The 20,469-nt window shown below is 46.7% G+C and carries 19 protein-coding genes; 11 read left to right on the top strand and 8 right to left on the bottom strand.

The features are described 5' to 3' along the window. Positions 1-44: 44 nt before the first annotated feature. Positions 45-2,645 (top strand): peptidoglycan binding domain-containing protein, encoded by a 2,601-nt coding sequence (locus TTER_RS00210; protein ID WP_012874000.1) that lies wholly within the window; start codon positions 45-47, stop codon positions 2,643-2,645. A gap of 212 nt (positions 2,646-2,857) precedes the next feature. On the opposite strand, the gene TTER_RS00205 is transcribed toward TTER_RS00210, so the two are convergent. The 5 genes from TTER_RS00205 to TTER_RS00185 all read right to left on the bottom strand — a co-directional run bounded on the left by TTER_RS00205 (position 2,858) and on the right by TTER_RS00185 (position 7,493). After that, entirely contained in the window at positions 2,858-3,925 is a 1,068-nt protein-coding gene (locus tag TTER_RS00205; protein WP_049822911.1) for a YeiH family protein, read from the bottom strand. Beyond that, positions 3,913-4,806 carry a sulfite exporter TauE/SafE family protein gene (locus TTER_RS00200; protein WP_049822910.1) on the bottom strand — a complete coding sequence of 298 codons (894 nt, stop codon included), beginning with the start codon at positions 4,804-4,806 and terminating at the stop codon, positions 3,913-3,915. Before TTER_RS00200 ends, TTER_RS00205 begins: the two co-directional genes overlap by 13 nt. A 55-nt stretch (positions 4,807-4,861) precedes the next feature. Continuing rightward, entirely contained in the window at positions 4,862-6,040 is a 1,179-nt protein-coding gene (gene sat, locus TTER_RS00195; RefSeq protein WP_012873997.1) for a sulfate adenylyltransferase, read from the bottom strand. Positions 6,041-6,077: 37 nt separating this feature from the next. Beyond that, positions 6,078-6,668 carry an adenylyl-sulfate kinase gene (gene cysC / locus TTER_RS00190; protein ID WP_083768728.1) on the bottom strand — a complete coding sequence of 197 codons (591 nt, stop codon included), beginning with the start codon at positions 6,666-6,668 and terminating at the stop codon, positions 6,078-6,080. 78 nt (positions 6,669-6,746) lie between these two features. Beyond that, positions 6,747-7,493 carry a phosphoadenylyl-sulfate reductase gene (locus tag TTER_RS00185; RefSeq protein ID WP_012873995.1) on the bottom strand — a complete coding sequence of 249 codons (747 nt, stop codon included), beginning with the start codon at positions 7,491-7,493 and terminating at the stop codon, positions 6,747-6,749. A 208-nt stretch (positions 7,494-7,701) separates the two neighbouring features. On the opposite strand from TTER_RS00185, the gene pdxS reads away from it, so the two are divergent. Both pdxS and pdxT read left to right on the top strand, forming a co-directional pair. Then, positions 7,702-8,583 (top strand): pyridoxal 5'-phosphate synthase lyase subunit PdxS, encoded by an 882-nt coding sequence (gene pdxS, locus TTER_RS00180; RefSeq protein ID WP_041424283.1) that lies wholly within the window; start codon positions 7,702-7,704, stop codon positions 8,581-8,583. Between the two features lie 59 nt (positions 8,584-8,642). Beyond that, positions 8,643-9,233: a pyridoxal 5'-phosphate synthase glutaminase subunit PdxT gene (gene pdxT / locus TTER_RS00175; RefSeq protein ID WP_012873993.1), complete on the top strand. Its 591-nt coding sequence runs from the start codon at positions 8,643-8,645 to the stop codon at positions 9,231-9,233. Here pdxT and yqeC read toward each other — a convergent pair whose 3' ends face one another. Further along, the gene (gene yqeC / locus TTER_RS14435) at positions 9,234-9,986 is read right to left on the bottom strand and encodes a selenium cofactor biosynthesis protein YqeC (protein WP_169302589.1); all 753 of its coding nucleotides are present in this window, start codon (positions 9,984-9,986) and stop codon (positions 9,234-9,236) included. A gap of 79 nt (positions 9,987-10,065) precedes the next feature. Here yqeC and hpt point away from each other — a divergent pair, with 79 nt between their 5' ends. Both hpt and TTER_RS00160 read left to right on the top strand, forming a co-directional pair. Continuing rightward, positions 10,066-10,626 (top strand): hypoxanthine phosphoribosyltransferase, encoded by a 561-nt coding sequence (gene hpt / locus TTER_RS00165; RefSeq protein WP_012873991.1) that lies wholly within the window; start codon positions 10,066-10,068, stop codon positions 10,624-10,626. Between the two features lie 88 nt (positions 10,627-10,714). Next, the gene (locus tag TTER_RS00160) at positions 10,715-12,796 is read left to right on the top strand and encodes an APC family permease (protein ID WP_012873990.1); all 2,082 of its coding nucleotides are present in this window, start codon (positions 10,715-10,717) and stop codon (positions 12,794-12,796) included. Between the two features lie 54 nt (positions 12,797-12,850). Here the strand turns inward: TTER_RS00160 and TTER_RS00155 are convergent, their stop codons facing one another. After that, positions 12,851-14,113 (bottom strand): serine hydroxymethyltransferase, encoded by a 1,263-nt coding sequence (locus TTER_RS00155; protein WP_012873989.1) that lies wholly within the window; start codon positions 14,111-14,113, stop codon positions 12,851-12,853. A gap of 156 nt (positions 14,114-14,269) precedes the next feature. Between TTER_RS00155 and TTER_RS00150 the strand changes: the two genes are divergently transcribed. Together TTER_RS00150 and TTER_RS00145 are read left to right on the top strand one after the other, a co-directional pair. Further along, entirely contained in the window at positions 14,270-14,602 is a 333-nt protein-coding gene (locus TTER_RS00150; RefSeq protein WP_012873988.1) for a hypothetical protein, read from the top strand. Between the two features lie 26 nt (positions 14,603-14,628). Continuing rightward, positions 14,629-14,832, top strand: a complete 204-nt coding sequence (locus TTER_RS00145; protein ID WP_012873987.1) for a hypothetical protein — start codon at positions 14,629-14,631, stop codon at positions 14,830-14,832. Between the two features lie 4 nt (positions 14,833-14,836). On the opposite strand, the gene thyX is transcribed toward TTER_RS00145, so the two are convergent. Then, the gene (gene thyX, locus TTER_RS00140) at positions 14,837-15,682 is read right to left on the bottom strand and encodes an FAD-dependent thymidylate synthase (protein WP_012873986.1); all 846 of its coding nucleotides are present in this window, start codon (positions 15,680-15,682) and stop codon (positions 14,837-14,839) included. Between the two features lie 171 nt (positions 15,683-15,853). Between thyX and ispG the strand changes: the two genes are divergently transcribed. From ispG to TTER_RS00120, 4 genes are read left to right on the top strand one after another with little or no spacing between them, the layout of a single operon-like run. Next, on the top strand, positions 15,854-17,926 hold the full coding sequence (ispG, locus tag TTER_RS16300) for a (E)-4-hydroxy-3-methylbut-2-enyl-diphosphate synthase (protein ID WP_012873985.1): 2,073 nt from the start codon (positions 15,854-15,856) through the stop codon (positions 17,924-17,926). Positions 17,927-17,952: 26 nt separating this feature from the next. Then, positions 17,953-18,297, top strand: coding sequence for a hypothetical protein (locus tag TTER_RS00130; protein WP_012873984.1), 345 nt, complete (start codon positions 17,953-17,955; stop codon positions 18,295-18,297). Positions 18,298-18,333: 36 nt separating this feature from the next. Then, positions 18,334-19,554 (top strand): DNA replication/repair protein RecF, encoded by a 1,221-nt coding sequence (gene recF, locus TTER_RS00125; RefSeq protein ID WP_169302588.1) that lies wholly within the window; start codon positions 18,334-18,336, stop codon positions 19,552-19,554. Between the two features lie 2 nt (positions 19,555-19,556). Next, positions 19,557-20,450 (top strand): DMT family transporter, encoded by an 894-nt coding sequence (locus TTER_RS00120; protein ID WP_012873982.1) that lies wholly within the window; start codon positions 19,557-19,559, stop codon positions 20,448-20,450. The last annotated feature ends 19 nt before the right edge of the window (positions 20,451-20,469 follow it).

Here is a 20,469-nt window from a genome sequence, read left to right as displayed (position 1 = left end):
ATTTTATTTTCACTCTTGTTGGTGTTTGAGTAGGGGTTGGATTTATGGAAACTGGTCAGGTAAGAACTCTGCCCTCTGCCTTCGGACTAGCTAAGTTGTCCTGGAATCGTAACAGGTTGTTACTAGCTGGAATGCTAGCATTTATACTGCTCTTGCTAGCTGCTTCAGGTATATATGCTATTGCTTATTCTGGCAAGATTTACCCAGGGGTAAAAGTCCTTGGGGTTGATCTCTCTGGAAAGACTAAGCAGGAAGCTGCAAGATTACTACAATCTAGGGCAGATAAACTCTTAGAGTCGCCAGTAGTTCTCACTGCTGACAAACATAGATTCCAGGTAAAGTCTTCAGATCTCGGAGTCAGATTTGATATCCAGGCAATGGTTGACTCAGCCTACCAGTTTGGCCGTTCGGATGCCTTTGCCTCAAGGTGGCTCCAGCGTTTCATGGCACCTTTTAGTGATCATGAGGTAGCTCCTGTTGTATCCCTTAATAATGCCAAGACCAGAGATACTCTGGAATCTATAGCTTCTACTGTTGATCGCCCAGTTAGGAATGCCAAAATCATACTGGGCGAGGATGGTCCCAGGTTTATTACTTCACAAGTGGGAGTCAAGTTAGATATAGACTCCAACCTCAAGAGTCTCTCTAATTCCATCCCGAGAGCATACGAAAAGAGCACAACTGTATCACTTAAGGTCATATACACACGTCCTTCTATTGAGGACAGCGATTTACAACCAATCTATAAAGGATTGGTAGCCGCTTGGAACAGACCTCTAACTCTGAAGTTTGGTGATAAGCAATGGGCTATGCCGGTATCTGAGGTTAGGCAGCTGCTGCGGTTGGATACTTCAGGTAAGTTGCCTAAGCCATATCTACTTGAAGCTCCAATTAGGAACTGGCTGGAGGATATTAGCCAGGAGATAGATTCTGATCCTGTTGATGCCAGGATAAAAGTACTGTCGCAGTCTGTAGAGTTAGTGCCTCATAAAGATGGTTATACGCTTCTTGAGGATCAAACTGTAGAGCGCATACAGACAGAGGCATTTAAGAGTGGCATTATAGATGTGGTTGTGCAGGTTACCCACCCTAATCTCACTACCGAAAGTCTTAAGCCTGTAGTTGATAAAGCCAATGCTATGGTCAACCAACCCTTCGAGGTATCCTATCGTAATCGTAGTTGGACCCTCGAACCTCAGGACCTAGTTCAGATGCTAAGGTGGAATAAAGACGATACTCCGCCTACACCCTATATATCTAGGAATAAGTTGCGTACATGGTTATCTGGGGTTGCTGAGCGCATAGAGCGTTCTCCTGTAAACGCTAGAGTAATCGTTGATAACGGCAAGGTAAGAATAATTCCAGCAAGGATAGGCGTCAGGCTAGACATAGATGCCAACTTGAAGGCTCTGATATCTGCTATTAGCTCTGGTAACACCAGGCAATTTGCTCTTCAGGTGCAAAGATGGGAGCCTAAAATCAGGAGCTCAGATCTAAGACCTGCCGTTGATCTTGCCAACCAGCTTATATCTGATCCTATAACGGTTAGCTACTCTAGTGGAAACTGGAACATAGATTCAACAACGCTTGCAAGCTGGCTTCGTTGGGAAGGTAATGGGAAGGATATAACGCCTGTTCTCGATTATGACAGTGTGAGAAGCTTTGTTTACCAGATAGCCCAGCAAGTTAATAAGGATCCTTCTGACGCTTATCTCAGTGTAGCTGGCGGTTATGCCCATATAGTGCCCGAGACGGTTGGGGTCACTGTCGATATAGAATCCACCACGCAAAAGATAATCAATGCTGCTTCCACCTCTACTAGGAATGTTACCCTGGATGTAACAACGTCTTATCCTCAGGTAACATCGGATGATCTAAAACCCGCCTTGGATAAGATGCTCTACTGGACTGGGGAAAGATTCTACATGTCCTTGAATGGTAGAACTTGGTGGCTGGATCCAAGCGATTTGGTGCTGGCCCTGAGATGGTACGGAACTGGTGAAAATACTGTGGTCTACCTGGACGAGAATGCTCTGGAGCAGCAGATAAGGCGATGGGTGCCTCAGGATTCTGTAACGGACATGGACATAAATTATTCAGCTACCGCTCAGGTAGCTATGAAGGCAATCGTCAATGGTAATAGGCACATTGCTATAGTGGCAGAACCAATCAAGAACGATACATCAGATCAGGAACACAAAGGTTATGAGTCATTCTGGAAAGGGGATTTCCCCGACAAGTGGATAGATATAAATCTTTCCTCTCAAAGTTTGGCTGCATATGAGGGATCAAAGCAGGTCAAGGTATCCCTGATTACCAGTGGTAGACCCGAACTGCCTACGCCCACTGGTTTATTCCATGTGCTATCAAAGATTAGTCCTAAAGTTTTCATATCCCCATGGCCTAAGGATTCCGAATGGTACTATCCACCTTCCAAGGCTAACTTTGCACTGCTGTTTAGATCTGGAGGCTACTACATACACGATGCACCATGGAGGAGCGTTTATGGACCAGGAACTAACGGATCCGGGCCTCCAGGCGATGCACGTACCGGGTCTCATGGATGTGTTAACGTACCTTATAGCATGATGGCCTGGTTGTATTCCTGGGCAGAAGTGGGTACGCCGGTCCTGATACACTATTAGATCTTGGTTTGTACTTAGCTAAGTGGCACATTAGCGCTAATGTGCCACTTAGCTAAATTCAGGACTTTGGAGAAAATCAACGACTTTAGTAGCACCCTGTTTTTGGCAAATAACAAATTGCCATAAAGGAGCTGCAATTGTGTGTGATAGGTTTAGAATATGCTGTTATCGCGGTGGCAATATATGTATGCTGACATATAGAGGGGTCTGGATTAGGTTATTATCATTGAGATTACAAGTGATATTGAAGCTATAAAAAGCGTACTTATACCGCCTGCCAATAGTGGCCTGTATCCTACCTTGCTCAAGTCGCTCCATTTTAGTCTAAACCCTATTCCCGCAAATGCCATCAGGAAGAACCATGAAGATAGATTATATAGAGATGTTTTGTCTTCTGCCGATAAAAAGCCGAGACTGGAAACGATAGATAAAACCACAAAGGCCAATATGAATTTGGGCGTGTGCTTCCAGATGTTCTGGATGGTTATATCTCTTGGGGTGCTTTCCCCGCTATCTATTCGATCGATAATTGAGATCACAGCTCCAAGCGTGAGTATACGACATAGTTTAGTCGCTATAGCTATAGTGCCAGCCACTGCACCTAAGGTGTAGCCAGTAGCAACTACCTCCGCAGTGTTGTTGACGGATAGTCCGGTCCATGTACCGTAAATCTGCTCTGATAGCCCCAGGAGTCTTCCTAATATTGGATATAAGACTATAGCTAACGCTCCAAAAACCAGTACTGTACCTACTGCGTATTCTGTTTCTTCTTCGCTGGCACCTATCCGTTTGGACGTATTTATAATTGCTGAGACTCCGCATATACCGGAACCGGCAGCTATAAGAATAGTTAGAGGTCTTGGTAACCTAAAGCATTTACCTATGGCTAGAGTTATGAAGAAACCTAATAGCACTATGAGTATTGCTAAAGGCAGAACTTTTAGCCAGTAGATACCCAACTGCGTAAAGGCAACCTGAGCTCCAAGCAGGACTATGCCCACCTTGAGCCATAGCTCGTAAGTGCTAATTCCTTTTTCCAATGCCGGATGCAACCCGAAACTATTACTTATGAACGCTCCAAGGAGTATTGACATAGGGATATAGCTTAGCCCTGTCAGAAAGTATGAACACACAAGCGCAAAGTAGCCGACAGCCACCAGTAAAAGTATTCCGGGAGCGTATCTTTGAACTCTTCTCCATATAAACAAGTGTATGGGAGTTTCCTTAATCTCCTGACTAACAGCTTCGATATGAGGATGTATCTCTGTCAATTCAGCCATAGCTTCCAGCCAGTTAGAAATAGTACTATAGCCAAGATGGTTCGTAGTAGTCTTTCGGGTACTACCTTCACAAGTCTGCTACCCAGAACTATACCTGGCACTGATCCAATTAGCAGGTTGCTGACGAGTATTAGATCGACATTACCTGCCATGAAGTGGGAAGCGCCAGCGGCTCCGGTCAACAGCACGGCGTGGAATATATCAGTTCCTACTAACGTAGATGTTGGCATCGGGTAGAACATTATCAGGATGGGCATCAAGAGACTACCTGAGCCTACACTGGTCAGACCAACAAGAAATCCAACAAAGAATCCCAGGATAGGTGTTAAGATCTTCCTGGTTAGCGAGAAATTCTCCATGTTGGCTTTAGAGTAACTTTTTATGGGGAGAAATGTCCGCAAGATTATTGATGTGCTAACTAACATGAAAGTTATAGCCAGCACTTTAGTTATAAAGTGTTCAGCGTCATCTCCATAAGATCTATGGATCAGCTCTACTGATTCAGCTCCTAGAAGTGCTCCTGGAACGCTACCTATAGCTAACCAGGCCGTTAGTCGGACATGCACTGATCCATGTTTATAGTGCTGGAAAGCACCAAATACCTTGGTGATAGTAGCGTATACAAGATCTGAGCCGATAGCCAGTGAAGGTTTTACTTTAAGGATAAGTATTAGGAGCGGAGCCATGAGAGCCCCGCTCCCCATTCCTGTCATGCCAACAAGTATGCCAACAAGAAGCCCCGCAAGGGCTATTCTTATTTGAAAGTGTGCACCCCCTTGTGCCCATGCTGGCAACAGCTCATTCCAAGGTATCGCCAAACCAAGCTTGATTGCTATCAGGAAGAGTGCTGATAGCAGGAATACTACCCAATCTCTATTCAAATGCCACTCTTCTGAGCGTCTGGCCAGGTTTTTCATAAGGTATTATGCTTTTGATTTATGCTAGATCCGCGACCGATTGTCGAGATCTGTAAGCTTCGATTAGTATTTGCGCCACCTCGGGCCTACTGAACTCTTTAGGAGGCATTTGCCCAGAGGCCAACATATTCCTTACCTTAGTACCACTTAGTACGACCCTGCTGGATTCAGGGTGTGGACATGTCTTAGTTGATGCCATGGCCTCGCATTGATTGCACCAGAAAGCATGCTCAAATTTCATTGGCGTAATGCCTAGCTCGGAAGGCTCAAACTCATCAAATAGCTTTTGAGCATCGTAGGTGCCATAGTAGTTACCTACACCAGCATGATCTCTGCCTACTATGAAGTGTGTACATCCATAGTTCTTGCGTATGAGCGCATGGAAGATAGCTTCCCTAGGCCCGGCATATCTCATGGCTGCTGGCAGCACGCCAAGGATGACCCGATCGCGTGGGTAGTAATTTTCCAGCAGCACCTCATAGCACTTCATTCTTACATCTGCTGGTACATCATCACTCTTGGTTTCCCCTACTAGGGGGTGAAGCAGTAGTCCATCTACTGTCTCTAGGGCGCATTTTTGTATGTATTCGTGAGCTCTATGGACTGGATTCCTAGTCTGGAATCCTACAACGGTCTTCCATCCTTTCTCCTGGATTAGCTTTCTGGTCTCTGCAGGAGTTCGATTGTATTTAGGGAACTGTAGTGGAGCCCGTTCGAAAACAGTGACTGGCCCACCGATAAGTATCTCTCCCTGGGCGTACATAGCCCTCACGCCCGGGTGGGCTTCTTCTGATGTACGAAACACTTTTTCTGCGTCAGAGACCTTGTCGTAGCTAAATATGTCTTGGACTTCTATTGTCGCTACGATTTTCTCATCTCTAGTTAGAGCGGCCTTTGACCCTATACTTAGGGATCTTGCGACGTCTTCAGTGGTCGAAAGCGTGACAGGCAGGCTCCATGGCAACCCATTGGAGAGCCGCATGTTATTTACTACGCTCCTGTAATCATCCGAGCTCATAAAGCCCTCAAGTGGGCTAAATGCGCCTACTGCTATTAGATCGAGGTCAGACTGCTCTCTAGCATTTATAGGGATTTTAGGGAGGTTTGCAGCTTCAGCCCGCAAGTCTTCCAGCAGTTCTTGCGGTGCCATTCTGTTGATCAACTTTCCACCATGGGGATCTATCAGCTCTTGCTGCATTCGAACAACTCCTGGAGTAAAATCTCGCTCTTGAAAACTACTTTGCCCCTACGGCAACATCTACCTTAGGGAGGTATCCTAGCTCTTCAAGGCGGGTTACTATCTTATTGAGGCTTTCCTCAACGGTTTCTTTCTCCGAATCTACGACTATTTCAGGATTTAGAGGTTCCTCGTAGGGGTCGGATATGCCAGTAAAGTTGGGGATCTCTCCTCTCAGAGCCTTAGCATATAGACCTTTTACATCTCTTCTAGCGAGTTCTTCTATGGAGCACTTGACGTACACTTCCACGAAATTACCTATCATCTCTCTAGCTTCTTGCCTTGTCTCTCTGTAAGGAGATATAGCGCTGGTTATAACTGCTACGCCGTTCCTAGTCAACAGTTGTGCCACAAAGGCTATGCGACGTATGTTGGTATCTCTATCCTCTTTAGAAAAGCCCAGTCCCTTTGATAGGTGGGTCCTAACCACATCCCCATCTAGCTTCTCAACTTTGAGTCCTCTTTCCCTGAGGATTGGCTCAAGGCGATCAGCAAGGGTAGTCTTGCCAGCACCTGAAAGTCCAGTAAACCAAACCGTAAAGCCTTTTTGATCCAAAATGCGCTTCCTCCTTTTGTTTTGTAAGTTTATAGATTATGCGAAGTTTTTGAAAAGTTTTCTCAGTGCCAATACTCACAAGGTGAGATGCTCTCACCTCGTTTTTTGCTCTTACTGGCTGGAAGATTCCGTCTGAGGCAGCTTGATATGCAGCCCGCACTCCACCTTGCCAGTACCTGCCCATCTGCCAGCACGGCTATCTTCTGAGCCATAAACAGGCGAGGTGCAGTGGGTGCATCCTATGCTCGGGTACCCTTGGTCGTGTAGAGGGTTATATGGAACGTTGTGTTTAAAGATATATCTCCACACTTCCCTCTCGTTCCAATAGGCCAATGGGTTTATTTTGTAGAGTCCAAACTTGTAATCCCACTCCACAGGCCGTACGTTTCGTCGCGTTGAAGACTGATCCCTTCTAAGTCCTGTTATCCATGCAGACCTGCCTTTGAGTGCCTCTCGAGTTGGCTCTACCTTCCTAATGTGGCAGCAGAGGTCTGGATTTCTCTTCCAAAGCTCGTCACCATACTTTTCAGCCTGGGCTTCTGGCGTGAGTTTTGTCTTGAAAGCTATTGGCTTTATGCCGTAGCGCTTGATCGCTTCCTCTTTTGTCTGATGAGTCTCTGGAAACAGGAAATCAGTGTCTATATAGAAGACGTCTATATCAGGCTTGATCTTCACAGCCATATCTAGAATGGCCATACCAGAGATGCCCCCGAAGGAGCACGCTAGGATCAAGCCATCACCAAACCTATCCACGGCCCACTTGATGATCTCTTGTGGTGTTGCATCTTCTAGCTCAGCATTTATTCTATCCAACTCTTCTTTTGCTGGCTCTTCAACGATTTTATCAACTAAGCTCAAGGTTAACCTCCCATTGACCATATACCGTAAACACTTTACTAAATACAACTTATATGTAGCTACTAAAATGGTTATAGTTTGCGTAATTACTTTTATCACTAGCATAAGAGTTTCTTATAAAAACTTTTCTGCGACACCTGTGTTTGTATGCGCTAAAATGATCTATTGGAGTAACCCTAATACTCCATATATTCAGGAGGCTATTGAAGTGGAAAAGTCTACGGAATTAACCAAGCGTGGTTTGGCGGAGATGTTGAAGGGCGGCGTCATAATGGACGTCGTAAATGCTGAGCAGGCACGCATTGCAGAAGCCGCTGGTGCTGTCGCAGTCATGGCCCTAGAAAGGGTACCAGCGGATATAAGGGCGCAAGGTGGCGTGGCTCGAATGAGCGACCCTGCTCTCATAGAGGAGATAATGAACGCGGTTACTATCCCAGTAATGGCCAAAGTTAGGATAGGCCATTTTGTAGAAGCTCAGATCCTGGAGGCTCTCGGAGTTGACTACATAGATGAAAGTGAGGTGTTGACGCCCGCTGATGAGATGCACCATATAGACAAAAAGAAATTCAAGGTGCCTTTTGTCTGCGGGGCTAGAGACCTTGGCGAGGCTCTAAGACGTGTGGGCGAAGGCGCTAGTATGCTGAGGCTCAAGGGGGAAGCAGGTACTGGCAACATAGTAGAGGCAGTCAGGCACGCTCGTCTTATATACAGCGAGGTTCGTCGACTATCTACTATGCCTGAAGATGAATGGATGGCTTATGCTAAGCAGATTCAGGCGCCATATGAGCTAGTTGCTGAGGTGGCACGTACTGGTAAGCTCCCAGTAGTTAACTTTGCTGCTGGTGGTATTGCTACGCCTGCGGATGCTGCACTCATGATGCAACTAGGGGTGGATGGTATCTTCGTAGGTAGTGGGATATTCAAATCAAGCGACCCTTACAAGAGGGCTAAAGCTATAGTGGAAGCTACTACCCACTATAATGATCCAGAAGTGCTGGTTAGAGTCAGTAAAGGGCTTGGCGAAGCCATGCACGGCATCGATATTAGGACTTTATCTCAGGAAGAGCTGATGGCTCCTAGAGGCTGGTAACAGCTCATCGTAGAGGTTCAGAGGTGGAAGACATCGCAAGCGTCGGAGATCATAGGGACTTGAAAATAGGTGTTCTGGCCCTGCAGGGGGACTTTAGAGAGCATGAGCAGATGCTTCATAGGATAGGTATTGTTCCTGTTGAAGTTAGGAAGCCCGAACACCTCTACGGACTAGATGGGATCATCATCCCTGGGGGAGAAAGCACTACTATCGGGAAGCTGGCTGTTAACTATGGCCTGATGGAGCCATTGAAAGATTTTGCCGCTCAGGGGAAGCCTGTGTGGGGTACCTGTGCAGGTATGATTTTCCTATCAAAAGATGTTGGTATGGAGCAGCCTTTACTTGGGCTGCTCGACGTAAAGGTACGCCGAAACGCGTTTGGCCGGCAGCTTGATTCCTTCGAAGCTGACATAGAAATGCCGGAGGTTAGCGAACGCCCTGTACACGCCGTGTTTATAAGAGCTCCGATAGTGGAATCCGTTGGGCCAGGGGTACAGGTATTGGGTAAGCTTCAGGATGGTACTATAGTCGCTGTGAGGCAAGGTAATATACTAGCGACGTCTTTTCACCCAGAGCTTACTCAAGATCCCACCATGCACCTTTACTTCATCTCTATGGCAAAGGAAGATCTGGTAACCAATAGATCTTGACTATAGGACCACCAGTCCTCCTTCTTTATCTACTCCGATAATAAGATCAAAACCATTCCTGTTAGTGGAGACTACTCTTCGAGCGATCTCCTCAGCCTCCAACTTATTGTCTTGGGATAACGCCGTGAGCAGGAGATAGCTTCTGATTACTTCAGGCTTGCCTTTTAGTATGCCTAGAGGGGATCCTAGTATCTTTGCAAACGCTTCAACGGTAAGGGGTAATGAAGGATCCATACAAGCTAGTTTCTGACCCTCCTCAGGTCGGTGACACGCTTCTGATAGAGGCATGCCTAAAGCTTTAAGACTCGCTATGGCAACGAAGTGAGTAGTGTACGGAGGCACGGCAGGTTCATGCTCAGCGGGTGCCTTAATGAGTTTGTGCCTGGCCCCATCGGCTTCAGCTATCACTGAGTCAGCGATATCTTTGACACGCTGAAGAAAATCAAAATCTACCCCCAATAATTTGTCCTTGCGTGCTATTGTGCCAACTATAGTTACATGTCGGTACTTCTCTAAAGCTTCCGATAAGTAATCAGCCTTCTGCTCAATTTCCTCACGCGTCAGTACCAACGGTGTTTGATTTTTGGAAGGCATCTGTATAGCAGTTGTAGTAGTGGTTATGACTCTTAGTCCCCTGTCCGATAGCTCATGAGCTAGTCGGAACATAGTGGTGGTTTTCCCGCCAGCGCCTACTAGGGACACGAAGCTAGAAGGTCCTATTTCGAGATACGAGCTAAGGTTGTTGCTGATCATTTTGTAAGGCATCTTACTTATGGTTCTAGTATCCTTATTATGGTAAAAATTGTACTTAGATTCCAACGGGGGATACTTAATGAATTCCGATATAGAGCAGATACTCATAACCGAGTCTGAACTCCAGGCCAAGATCAAGGAGCTTGGTAGCCGGATAGCTGAGGATTATAAAGATAAGATACCAGTGTTGATAGGCGTACTCAATGGAGCAGTTATGTTTGTGTCTGACCTGATAAGAGCTTGCCCTATACAGCTCAACATAGATTTTATGGCAGTCAGCTCTTATCAGGATAGCACTGAAAGTAGCGGTGTAGTGAAAATCATCAAGGATCTAGATCGTAATATCAGCGGTAGGCACATATTGATTGTTGAGGACATAATCGACACGGGTTTGACCTTATCCTACCTGCTTGAGACTTTGCAAGCCAGGCATCCAGCTAGCATCAAGGTATGCGCTTTGCTAGATAAGGCTAGCAGAAGACGCGTGAATGTACCTATAGATTATCTGGGATTTCAGATACCAGACAAATTTGTTGTTGGATATGGGTTGGACTTTAGAGACCTATATAGAAACCTTCCCTATATAGGGGTACTTAAGCCTTATCTTTATGAAGGAATAACCGGAGATAACGATATATAACAAATGATCTGTATGCTTGACTCATAAAAGGCTATACTGTTGTGTGACTTTTAGATGAACTTTATACATGCTGGAGGATTTCTACAACATGACTAACGGTCATGATCCCAGCTCAGAGTTAGATGTAAAGGAAGTCAGGCGTGGTAGGCATCCGGGTGATAGGTATGTAAGAGTCCAGCATACTCCGGGATTTCAAAAAGTTGGCCGTGGATATATATCGGTTACTCCCAGAGCAACTGAACCCAAGACTTTCGTTGGCAAGGCACTAAGGAGTGTTAGAAGGTTTCTAATTGGTTCACCAATAGAGACCGCAAGGGAAGTTCACGAACGCCTTACGAAGATAAAGGCACTGGCTATCCTGGGTTCGGATAATATCTCCTCCTCATCGTATGCTACTGAAGAAATCATGAGGATTCTATTGCTGGGGGGGATATCTGCGTTATCTCTAACCCTACCTATAACATTAGCGGTTATATGTGTCCTCATAATAGTCGTCATCTCCTACCAACAGACAATAAGGGCCTATCCTCATGGCGCTAGTGCCTACATAGTAGCATCCAACGAGTTAGGTAAGCTTCCTGGACTGACAGCAGCAGCATCTCTTCTCAACGATTATGTGCTTACGGTTTCAGTATCTATTGCTGCTGGTGTGGCTGCCTTAGGGTCTGCGGCTCCGTTCTTCCTGGGATCAAGCGCTGGTGACTTCTTCTATAACCACAGAGTGCTTGTATCAATTGTGTTGATAATGATCATCATGATAGGCAATCTACGGGGAGTCCGAGAGGCCGGGACGATTTTTGCAGCTCCTACTTATATCTATATAATCTCTATCCTCGGTCTTTTAGCTTATGGCTTTTATAGATTTGCCAGTGGTGACCTTCCTGAGTATAACCCGCCTCCTGGCTGGGTGGAGGAATGGCAGCATAGATCTCTAGGAGCACTGAGTATATTGCTAATACTGAGGGCTTTCGCTTCAGGTTCTGTGGGTCTAAGCGGTACTGAAGCCATTTCGGACGGTGTGCCAGCCTTCAAACCGCCTGAATGGAAAAATGCTAGGATAACCCTCATATTCATGGCAGGAACTTTCGGAATACTATTCCTAGGTATAAGCTTCCTTTCGGGTCAACTGCACATAATTCCTGCTCCTGAGGAACAAGAGACAGTTCTCAGCCAACTGGCTCGTACCCTCGTGGGTACAGGTCCTTATTACTTGCTAGTTCAGGCAGCTACTGCAGTAGTACTGGTGTTGGCTGCTAATACAGCTTTCTCCGATTTCCCCAGGTTGGCTTATTTCCTGGCGCGCGATGGCTACATGCCTCACCAGTTCTTGCATAGAGGTGATAGACTGGCATTTTCTGTGGGGATAATTTCCTTGTCAGTAATAGCGTCCCTACTGCTGATAATATTTGGCGGTAGCGTGACGGCTCTAATTCCTCTGTATACGGTTGGTGTGTTTGTGGCCTTCACTCTTTCCCAATCTGGAATGGTTGCTCATTGGCGCAGGCAGAGAGGGAAAGGATGGAGAGTAAAAGCCGCCGTAAACGGTGTGGGTGCAACTATTACTGGCATAGTTGCTGTGATAGTGGCTGTGACCAAGTTCTCCAGTGGTGTCCCTCTGTTCAACATAGGCAGTTTTACCGTACATGCAGGCTCTTGGATAGTTCTCGTGCTCGTACCTCTCATGATATTAATGCTGATGTCAATTCGTAGCCATTACGAGAGGGCGCAGAGGGAGCTACAACCTGAGATCCCAATTAATCCATCTGATATCAAGCACACGATCATAGTACCGGTAGCCAGCCTGAATAAAGTAGCTCTGCAAAGTCTTGCATATGCTAAGTCTATAAGCCCGAACGTCACAGCTATACACGTAGTGGAGAATCAGGAAGAGGCGGAAGAGTTTAGAAAAGAATGGGAAAAGTTTGGCAGCCCATGTAGCCTGGTTATCATGGAGTCTCCTTACAGGTCTCTCGTTGGTCCGATATTGGCTTACATAGACGCGGTAGACAGAAAGAGACCAGATGATACCATAACTGTAGTACTGCCCGAGTTCGTGCCCAAGCATTGGTGGGAAAGATTGCTACATAACCAGACTGCACTCAGGTTGAAAGCAGCGCTGTTATTTAGGCCTGGCACGGTAGTAATAAACGTGCCTTATCACTTGAAGTAAGCAATAAGAGGGCCAGCTAGCTGGCCCTCTTATCATGTGTCTAAAACTAATTAGCTAGTCTGTGTAGAAAGGAAACCTGTCTGTTAGGGTCTTCACTCTTTCTCGCGCTTCGTCGAGCGCTTCACCCTGCCTTGCATCTATTACCGTAGAGATTATATCGGCGATCTCCTCCATCTCTGGTTCCTTCATCCCCCTAGTCGTCACTGCAGGAGTACCTATTCTTATACCACTAGTGACGAAGGCGGACTGTGTATCGTAAGGCACGGTGTTTTTATTAACAGTGATTCCCACCTCGTCTAGAAGGGATTCAGCCTCCTTGCCAGTGATATTCTTATTCCTTAGATCCACGAGCATCAGATGGTTATCAGTTCCACCACTGACGAGGTTAAACCCATGCTTTGTTAGGGATTGAGCAAGAGTTGAGGCGTTCTTCACTATCTGTCTCTGATACTCCTTGAATTCAGGCTGCAGAGCCTCCTTGAGGGCCACAGCCTTGGCAGCAATGACATGCATTAGCGGTCCACCCTGTACACCAGGGAATACAGCTTTATCAAGGGCCTTGGCATGTTCTGCCTTGCAGAAGACTAGCCCGCCTCTTGGTCCACGAAGGGTTTTGTGGGTGGTAGTGCTAACGAAATCGGCGTATGGAATGGGTGACTGATGCAGTCCAGCTGCTACCAACCCTGCTATGTGGGCCATATCAACGAATAGATAGGCTCCGACCTCGTCGGCTATCTCTCTGAAGATGTCAAACCTTATCTCTCTTGGGTAAGCGCTAGCGCCAGCAATAATCATTTTGGGATTGTGCTGCTTAGCAAGGGCCCTTACTTGGTCATAGTCTATGTATCCAGTCTCTCTCGAGACTCCATAACGGAAAAAAGTGAAGTACATGCCTGATATGTTAATTGGGTGCCCATGCGTAAGGTGGCCACCATGAGTAAGGTCCATGCCGAGCACTGTATCCCCGGGCTTAAGGGTAGCCAGATATACAGCGGTATTTGCTTGCGCACCGCTGTGAGGCTGTACGTTAACGTGGTCGGCGCCGAAGAGCTGCTTAGCCCTCTCTATAGCCAAGCTCTCCACAACGTCCACATATTTGCAGCCGCCGTAGTATCTTTTGCCTGGCAACCCTTCGGCGTACTTATTAGTAAGTACAGAGCCTTGAGCCTCCATCACCGCTTTGGAAACGAAGTTCTCTGAAGCTATGAGCTCCAGAGTGCTCATCTCGCGGTGCTTTTCGTTCTGTATAGCCTCATAGATCTCGGGATCAAATTCTGCCAGAGAGGGAAATCTTACTTTGCTTTCGCTTATTGCCATATGATCCACCTTTGGAGTATCTGTTTTCATTTTCTTCTGAGCATTCTAGCATTTATCGTTATCCAAACGCATCTAGTTTACTCATAATACTTTTTGACGTAGAATGCAGAGGGAGAAGAAGGAGACTTTTGGGGCTGTATCATGAGAAAGTTCCATTTGATAAGGCTTATTGTTACCCTCTCGATAGGCATAGCATCCGTAGCACTTTGCATAGTTCCCCAGACTAGAGCTCAGATTCTCTTTCTTAGTGCTGGTATCCTCAAAGGTATAGGCATAAATAAACCTGAACTTATTTTTCTGCCCGCTGCTCTGATCATAGGTTGGGTAGTACTTGATATTCTCGCTGTGTTTCTTGGATTTTGGGTATTTGATAGACGAGAAGCTAAGAGGAATGCCTTGAGGCGTAAGCTACTCATAGAAGAAGGTCTCCTTCCTGAGGAGGAAGAAGATAAGGGTGCTATAAACGCCAAGAAACACCCTAGAAATTAGAACAAAACAACCTTAGGTGAGGTTAGATGAGAGGCAGTATTGTACTGTTCGTTGTAGGATTGATGCTGTTGGCTGCTGTAGCTGCCTGGTTTGTGTTCGGATATTTCCTTTCACAGCCAACTGTTAGCAACACTCCCCCAGTGGTATCGCCAGCCCCGGGTAAGGTGATTCCTATACCCACTGGCACAGTCGTTGATCCGGGCGTGATCTACAACTCCCCAGTCAGATAGAGCTTTATTCGTTGGTATTCTGAGCTCTGGTTGAATTGGTCCTCTGTGAGTGCCTGTATTCGTCTATTAGTTTGAAGACTGTATTCTTATGAGGTCGCACTTTGCAATGCTCATCTGCGTTACGGGCCTCATCACAGTAACCCATCCTGACGCATTTTATTACTAGAAACTGCGCTAGGAAGGGATGTGTCCTGCGCACCTCAGCCTTGATGAGTGCGAACAGCTTGCGGATCTCCCACTGTGCCATGGTGCACAGCCTCAATCCACTCATGTGTATCAGCTCGCGTAGATTGACAGTCATTACAAGATTGGTCTGTATGCCGTTGGGGAATAGAAAGCGTGCATCCTCTGCAGGCACACCTTGTGATAGCATCTCGGAGTAAAGCTCCATATTACCTTCTATAGCCTGGACAAACTTCTCCAAGAGCTCTGAATCTTCGGCTATGGATTCAGGCACTGTATACTGTGGGTGTTTGTAACGGACATACCTTTGAGATTGCTGGTCGAAGCTCACGCCCATTCTGTGGCGTACTAGTTGGTGAGATAAGGACCTCGACACTCCGGATATTGCGAATGTGAACCACAGGTGTTCTATTACTGTGCCATGTCCGCTCTCTATTATGCTCTCGATGAGCTTCTGCATCTTCTCTTGTGGAATCTTGCCTGAGAGAGCGTCTTCCCATATATCCTCCGGGTATTTCTCAGAATAGCAGGTCCTGGCTGCAGTGTAAGCGATCGGCAGGTAATACTGTTCAGCTATCTCCTTAGTTGGGAACAACAGCTTGACCTTGATATTAGTTTTTTCTCCTCTTGTAAGGGCTATGCCATTATTGGTGGACTGCTGTGCCATTTTGCGATCCCTTTTTGAACTCTATGGTACTATAGTGCTACTTATATTAGTGTTTGTCAAACTAAAAGTGCTAATTCATAGGCGCGAGACGATCCTAATTATCCACCTTGGTACAATAAGATTGAAACAACTTATTAAGATTCTTTTTCAATGTGATTCTGGATTAGAGGTATGGTGAAAAGTCAGGAAGTTACTAGCAACAGGTATTGCGTAGACCCTTACTCCTACAAGAGGCGGTGTACTCATGAGGTAATGGTTGGTAATGTGGGAGTTGGGGGAAATAATCCAATAAGAGTTCAGTCGATGACCACAACCAGGACAAAGGATGTGGAATCGACTGTTAATCAGATCGTGTCCTTGGCGAGAGTGGGCTGCGAGATAGTGAGAGTTACTACTCCCACGCCTGCTGATGCCAGGGCCATAAAGGATATCAAGAAGGAGCTTCAGTCCAAGAATATACACATTCCTATAGTGGCTGATGTTCATTTCAGTCCTCATGCAGCGATGGAGGCTGCGCTATGGGCGGACAAAGTAAGGATCAACCCGGGTAATTTTGCGGACACTAAGCTCTTTCACATAAAAGAGTACACCGATGAGGAGTATGCTAAGCATCTGGAGAAGATAGCTGAGAAGCTATATCCTCTGGTGATGCGTTGTAAGGAGAGGGGAATATCGATGCGCATTGGCACTAATCATGGTTCCCTCTCCGACAGGATAATGTCCAGGTATGGTGATACCCCGCTGGGCATGGTGGAGTCCGCCCTCGAGTTTGTGCGTATGTGTGAAGAGTGGGGATACAAGGACATAATACTTTCTATGAAAGCCTCTAATCCAAAGGTAATGATAGCTGCCTATAGGCTTCTCGCTGCCAGGATGCTCGAGTACGGCATGACTTATCCCTTCCACTTGGGTGTCACAGAGGCTGGCAATGGTGAAGATGGACGCATCAAGTCAGCTATTGGTATAGGTACTTTGCTTGAGGATGGGATAGGTGACACTGTAAGGGTTTCCCTTACTGAAGACCCTGAAAACGAGATCCCATTCGCCTACGAACTAGTCAAGCGATATGCTTATGGTATAGTCCCAGACAGTGATGAAGCCACATCTATAGATCCTCTGCCGGATCTTAGGTCACCTTTTGACTATTCTCCAAGACCGACCAGGAAAATATTCCTGGGAGAGCACGTGCTTGGAGCTAATAATCCTCCTCTAGTGCTCTACAAGCAGTCGTCTCCTCTATCAATTAACGGGGTAGTCAGCATAAATAGGCCCGTTGGTCGCGATAGCCTGAGGGCAGATGCATTGTCTCTGGAGGTGGTATCTGAGAAGGACAGGGACGTTTTTCAGACGTCAGCTAGTGGTTTACAGTTCGCATCCAACAAGCCAGCCTTGATCGCTACCCTTCGATTCCCTGTGGATGTGAGAGATATTGAAGCCGCGGCCTACATGTGTTCTATAGAACGGGGACAAGAGGATAGGTTGTCTACGGTTGCACGGCTTGCCGTTGAGCACAAGCGTCCGCTTGTTCTAGAACTTATCGCTAATATTGCCCATGATCAAGCGCGCGATCTTGAGGGTAAGCATGATTATTCTGTGGTTGATGAGCTGATAAGTTATGCACTGAAGGTCGAGCAGTTTGGGGTAAATGATCTTATCCTTGCCCTGAGAATACCTGATAGATCTTACCGTATCAGGGCCTATAGGCTACTAGATTCGAGGCTAAGGGAGCTAGGGAAAGATTGGAACCTCCTTTTGACGGTCACCGAAGATGACCTGATAGATGCCTCGATTGGCCTCGGTTCTCTATTGTGCGATGGTATAGGCTCTATGGTTTCTATAGAAGGCAATAAACCCTATGAGGAAAAGATAAGCTTGGTGTTCAATATCCTCCAGGCTTCTGGTGCTAGGATCAGCAAGGCGGAGTTTATAGCCTGCCCTAGCTGTGGTAGAACGCTCTTTGATTTACAGACGACCACCGAAAAGATCAAGAGTAAGACTGGTCATTTGAAAGGCGTCAAAATAGCTGTGATGGGTTGTATCGTGAATGGCCTTGGGGAGCTGGCAGATGCTGACTTCGGCTATATGGGAAGCGGCGAGGGTAAAGTAAATCTATTTGTGGGCAAGACCTGCGTTGAGAAGAATGTGCCGGAAGAAATAGCTGCAGACAAACTGGTGGATTTGATCAAGGCTCATGGCAGGTGGATCGATCCTCCAGACAATAACTCCTCTATGCATGACTCCTAGATTTTCCCTGGTGGGTGTCAGCAGATATGCAGTCTAATAAAGGTAACGAGAGTAACCTGGCTCGCTATGCTTTCAGTAGTCTGTTAGTTGGTATATTTTGCGCCATATTGTTGATCAGTGGGGCTATAACTAATGAAATCCTCGTAGTTCCCAAGGGTTATGGCAGAACCTTCTCGACGTTTGGTTGGATAGTACTGATAATCCTTGCACTTTCAGCTGTGACCGGGCACGTACTTGGACTGATAGCCTTTGCTGATGAAAAGGTACGCAGTCGTAAGGTGAAAGGGGTAGAGAAAGCCTTTGCCAGCATCGTTGTAGGCTGGGTGTTATTCGTGGCCATTCTACTGCTCATCCTTTTTGTAGGGGTATAGAGTATCGATATCATCTCAATGGTATAATCCCTGAGTGTGTATTGCTCCTCTATAAGTCTTACCAACTTTCGAAACTACACTAACCTGCAGGTCGATTTGCCCAACGGCCCTATACTCGTCCTTGGTCCCAACGCGAGTGGCAAGACTACGTTGCTTGAGGCCATATATCTACTCGCTACCACTAAATCACATCGGGCTGGCTCGGATCGAGAGCTCATCAATTGGAACACGGAGAGCGAAGAGGGTGTGCCGGCTTTCGCACGCGTGGCAGCAGAGGTGAGAAGGCGTAGCCCAATACAGGTGGAGATCACTATCCTGAAGGAATCTACCGCACAGGGCGAGAACGTACGCAAGCGTATACGTGTCAACGGTGTAAATAAGAGGGCTATAGACCTTATAGGACAGGTGAACGTGGTTATGTTCGGGCCCCAGGACCTCGACCTTATAGTCGGAGCTCCCAGCCTCCGAAGGCGTTATCTTAACATTACAATTTCGCAGTTGGATCACCAGTACGTAAGGACGTTGCAGACCTATGAGCGTGTAGTGCTCCAGCGTAACACCCTAATCAAGGCTCTTTCAGATAGAGCCTTTAAGCTGAGAGATGAGTCTATAAACGACCAGTTTGCCTATTGGGACAATGAGCTAGTCAATCAAGGGTCATACCTACTTGCCAGGCGCTTGGAGATCCTGAGTAGGATGAATGAGCTAGCCAGTATGGTACATAGCAAGCTGACCGGATCCTCTCAGGAGCTGAGTATTGCTTATAAATCCACACTATTCGACTCACTGCCCTTACAGTTAGATAATCCACGCGAGGAGGAAATAAGGGATCTATACATAAAGAAGATTCATGATCTGCGTCGGGAGGAGCTTAGGCGCGGCATGACGTTGGTTGGCCCCCATAGAGACGACATAAGCTTTCTTGTGGGAGGCGTTGATGTTGGGGTTTATGGTTCGAGAGGGCAGCAGCGCTCTGTGATACTGGCTATAAAGCTTGCTGAGGTTGATCTTATGAAGAGCATTACTGGAGACCTTCCTATCTTGCTACTGGATGATGTGGTGTCTGAGCTTGATCCTGAGAGAAGGAGATACCTGCTCCAGAACGTGCTACAGCTGTCACAACAGGCATTGGTGACTACCACAGACCTGCTGACTATAGGCAGAGAGTTTCTTGCTGAGGCTTCTCTATTTGAAACTACATCGACGGGACTTCTACAGCCCATGAAGAGAACCTGGAAAATTGGTGGAGAAAGATAGAGTTGGTAACGGTTGGCTTGTTGATTGTCACCGCCATATGGGGTTTGACCTTTGTTACAGTACAAAGTGCTGTAGCTGATTACAGCGCTTTCTCTTTCCTTACCCTGAGGTTTGCTCTGGCAGCTTTAGCATTACTTCCCTTCTCAGCAAACCGTATCGGCAAGAAGGAGTTGTTTGTGGGCGTGCCCGTAGGAGCCACCTTGGGGCTAGGTATGCTGCTTCAGACTGTTGGTCTTCGCTCTACAACTGCTACAAACTCGGGGTTTATCACAAGCCTGTATGTGGTGTTTGCACCGATAATATCTGCCCTCTGCTTTCGCAGTAGGTTTCATCCTAGAATATGGGTGGCTGTGATACTGAGTACCATAGGATTATTCCTGGTAAGTAAAGCCGGGCTCTATGGTGTGAATCCTGGAGATGCTTTGACATTAGGGTGTGCTGTGCTCTTTGGTATCCAGATAGCACTACTTAGTAGATACTCCCCTGGTCTGGACTCTGCAGCACTAGCATTCATACAAACAGTCACCTCAGTGTTCATGTACTTACCAGTTGTTTTTTTGACTAGGACTCCATTGATAACTAACGACTTGGATGTATGGTTAGCCCTGTTGATAACAGGTCTTGGGGCAAGCGCCTTTGGTTTCTGGATGCAAACTTATGCTCAGCAAAGGATGTCTGCTGCTAGGGCTGCTGTCATAATGGCGATGGAGCCGGTGTTTGCTGCCATCGGTGGATATACCTTTGCAGGCGACAGGATGACTATACTTCAGTGGTTCGGTGCTGCTTTCATGATGGCGGGTCTGTTTGTAGCTGAGATCTTGCCTTATCTGAAGCATCGTGTTTCAATGTCTCAGCGGCTAGGTGAGACACTTAGTGAGAAAGACTTATCAGCCTAGCGGCCCTTAAGGAGTTCCC

This window comes from Thermobaculum terrenum ATCC BAA-798 (assembly GCF_000025005.1).
Classification (GTDB): Bacteria; Chloroflexota; Chloroflexia; order Thermobaculales; family Thermobaculaceae; genus Thermobaculum; species Thermobaculum terrenum.
Note: the sequence above shows the minus strand (reverse complement) of the source record. Positions and strands in the feature narration are given on the sequence as shown.

Bases quoted from the DNA above. Each gene is read 5' to 3' on its own strand.
- yqeC (WP_169302589.1), bottom strand. From the start codon at position 9,986: ATGATCAGCAACAACCTTAGCTCGTATCTCGAAATAGGACCTTCTAGC.
- TTER_RS00130 (WP_012873984.1), top strand. From the start codon at position 17,953: ATGCAGTCTAATAAAGGTAACGAGAGTAACCTGGCTCGCTATGCTTTC.
- sat (WP_012873997.1), bottom strand. From the start codon at position 6,040: ATGCAGCAAGAGCTGATAGATCCCCATGGTGGAAAGTTGATCAACAGA.
- TTER_RS00205 (WP_049822911.1), bottom strand. From the start codon at position 3,925: ATGGCTGAATTGACAGAGATACATCCTCATATCGAAGCTGTTAGTCAG.
- TTER_RS00210 (WP_012874000.1), top strand. From the start codon at position 45: ATGGAAACTGGTCAGGTAAGAACTCTGCCCTCTGCCTTCGGACTAGCT.
- TTER_RS00145 (WP_012873987.1), top strand. From the start codon at position 14,629: ATGAGAGGCAGTATTGTACTGTTCGTTGTAGGATTGATGCTGTTGGCT.
- TTER_RS00155 (WP_012873989.1), bottom strand. From the start codon at position 14,113: ATGGCAATAAGCGAAAGCAAAGTAAGATTTCCCTCTCTGGCAGAATTT.
- ispG (WP_012873985.1), top strand. From the start codon at position 15,854: ATGGTGAAAAGTCAGGAAGTTACTAGCAACAGGTATTGCGTAGACCCT.
- thyX (WP_012873986.1), bottom strand. From the start codon at position 15,682: ATGGCACAGCAGTCCACCAATAATGGCATAGCCCTTACAAGAGGAGAA.
- TTER_RS00160 (WP_012873990.1), top strand. From the start codon at position 10,715: ATGACTAACGGTCATGATCCCAGCTCAGAGTTAGATGTAAAGGAAGTC.
- hpt (WP_012873991.1), top strand. From the start codon at position 10,066: ATGAATTCCGATATAGAGCAGATACTCATAACCGAGTCTGAACTCCAG.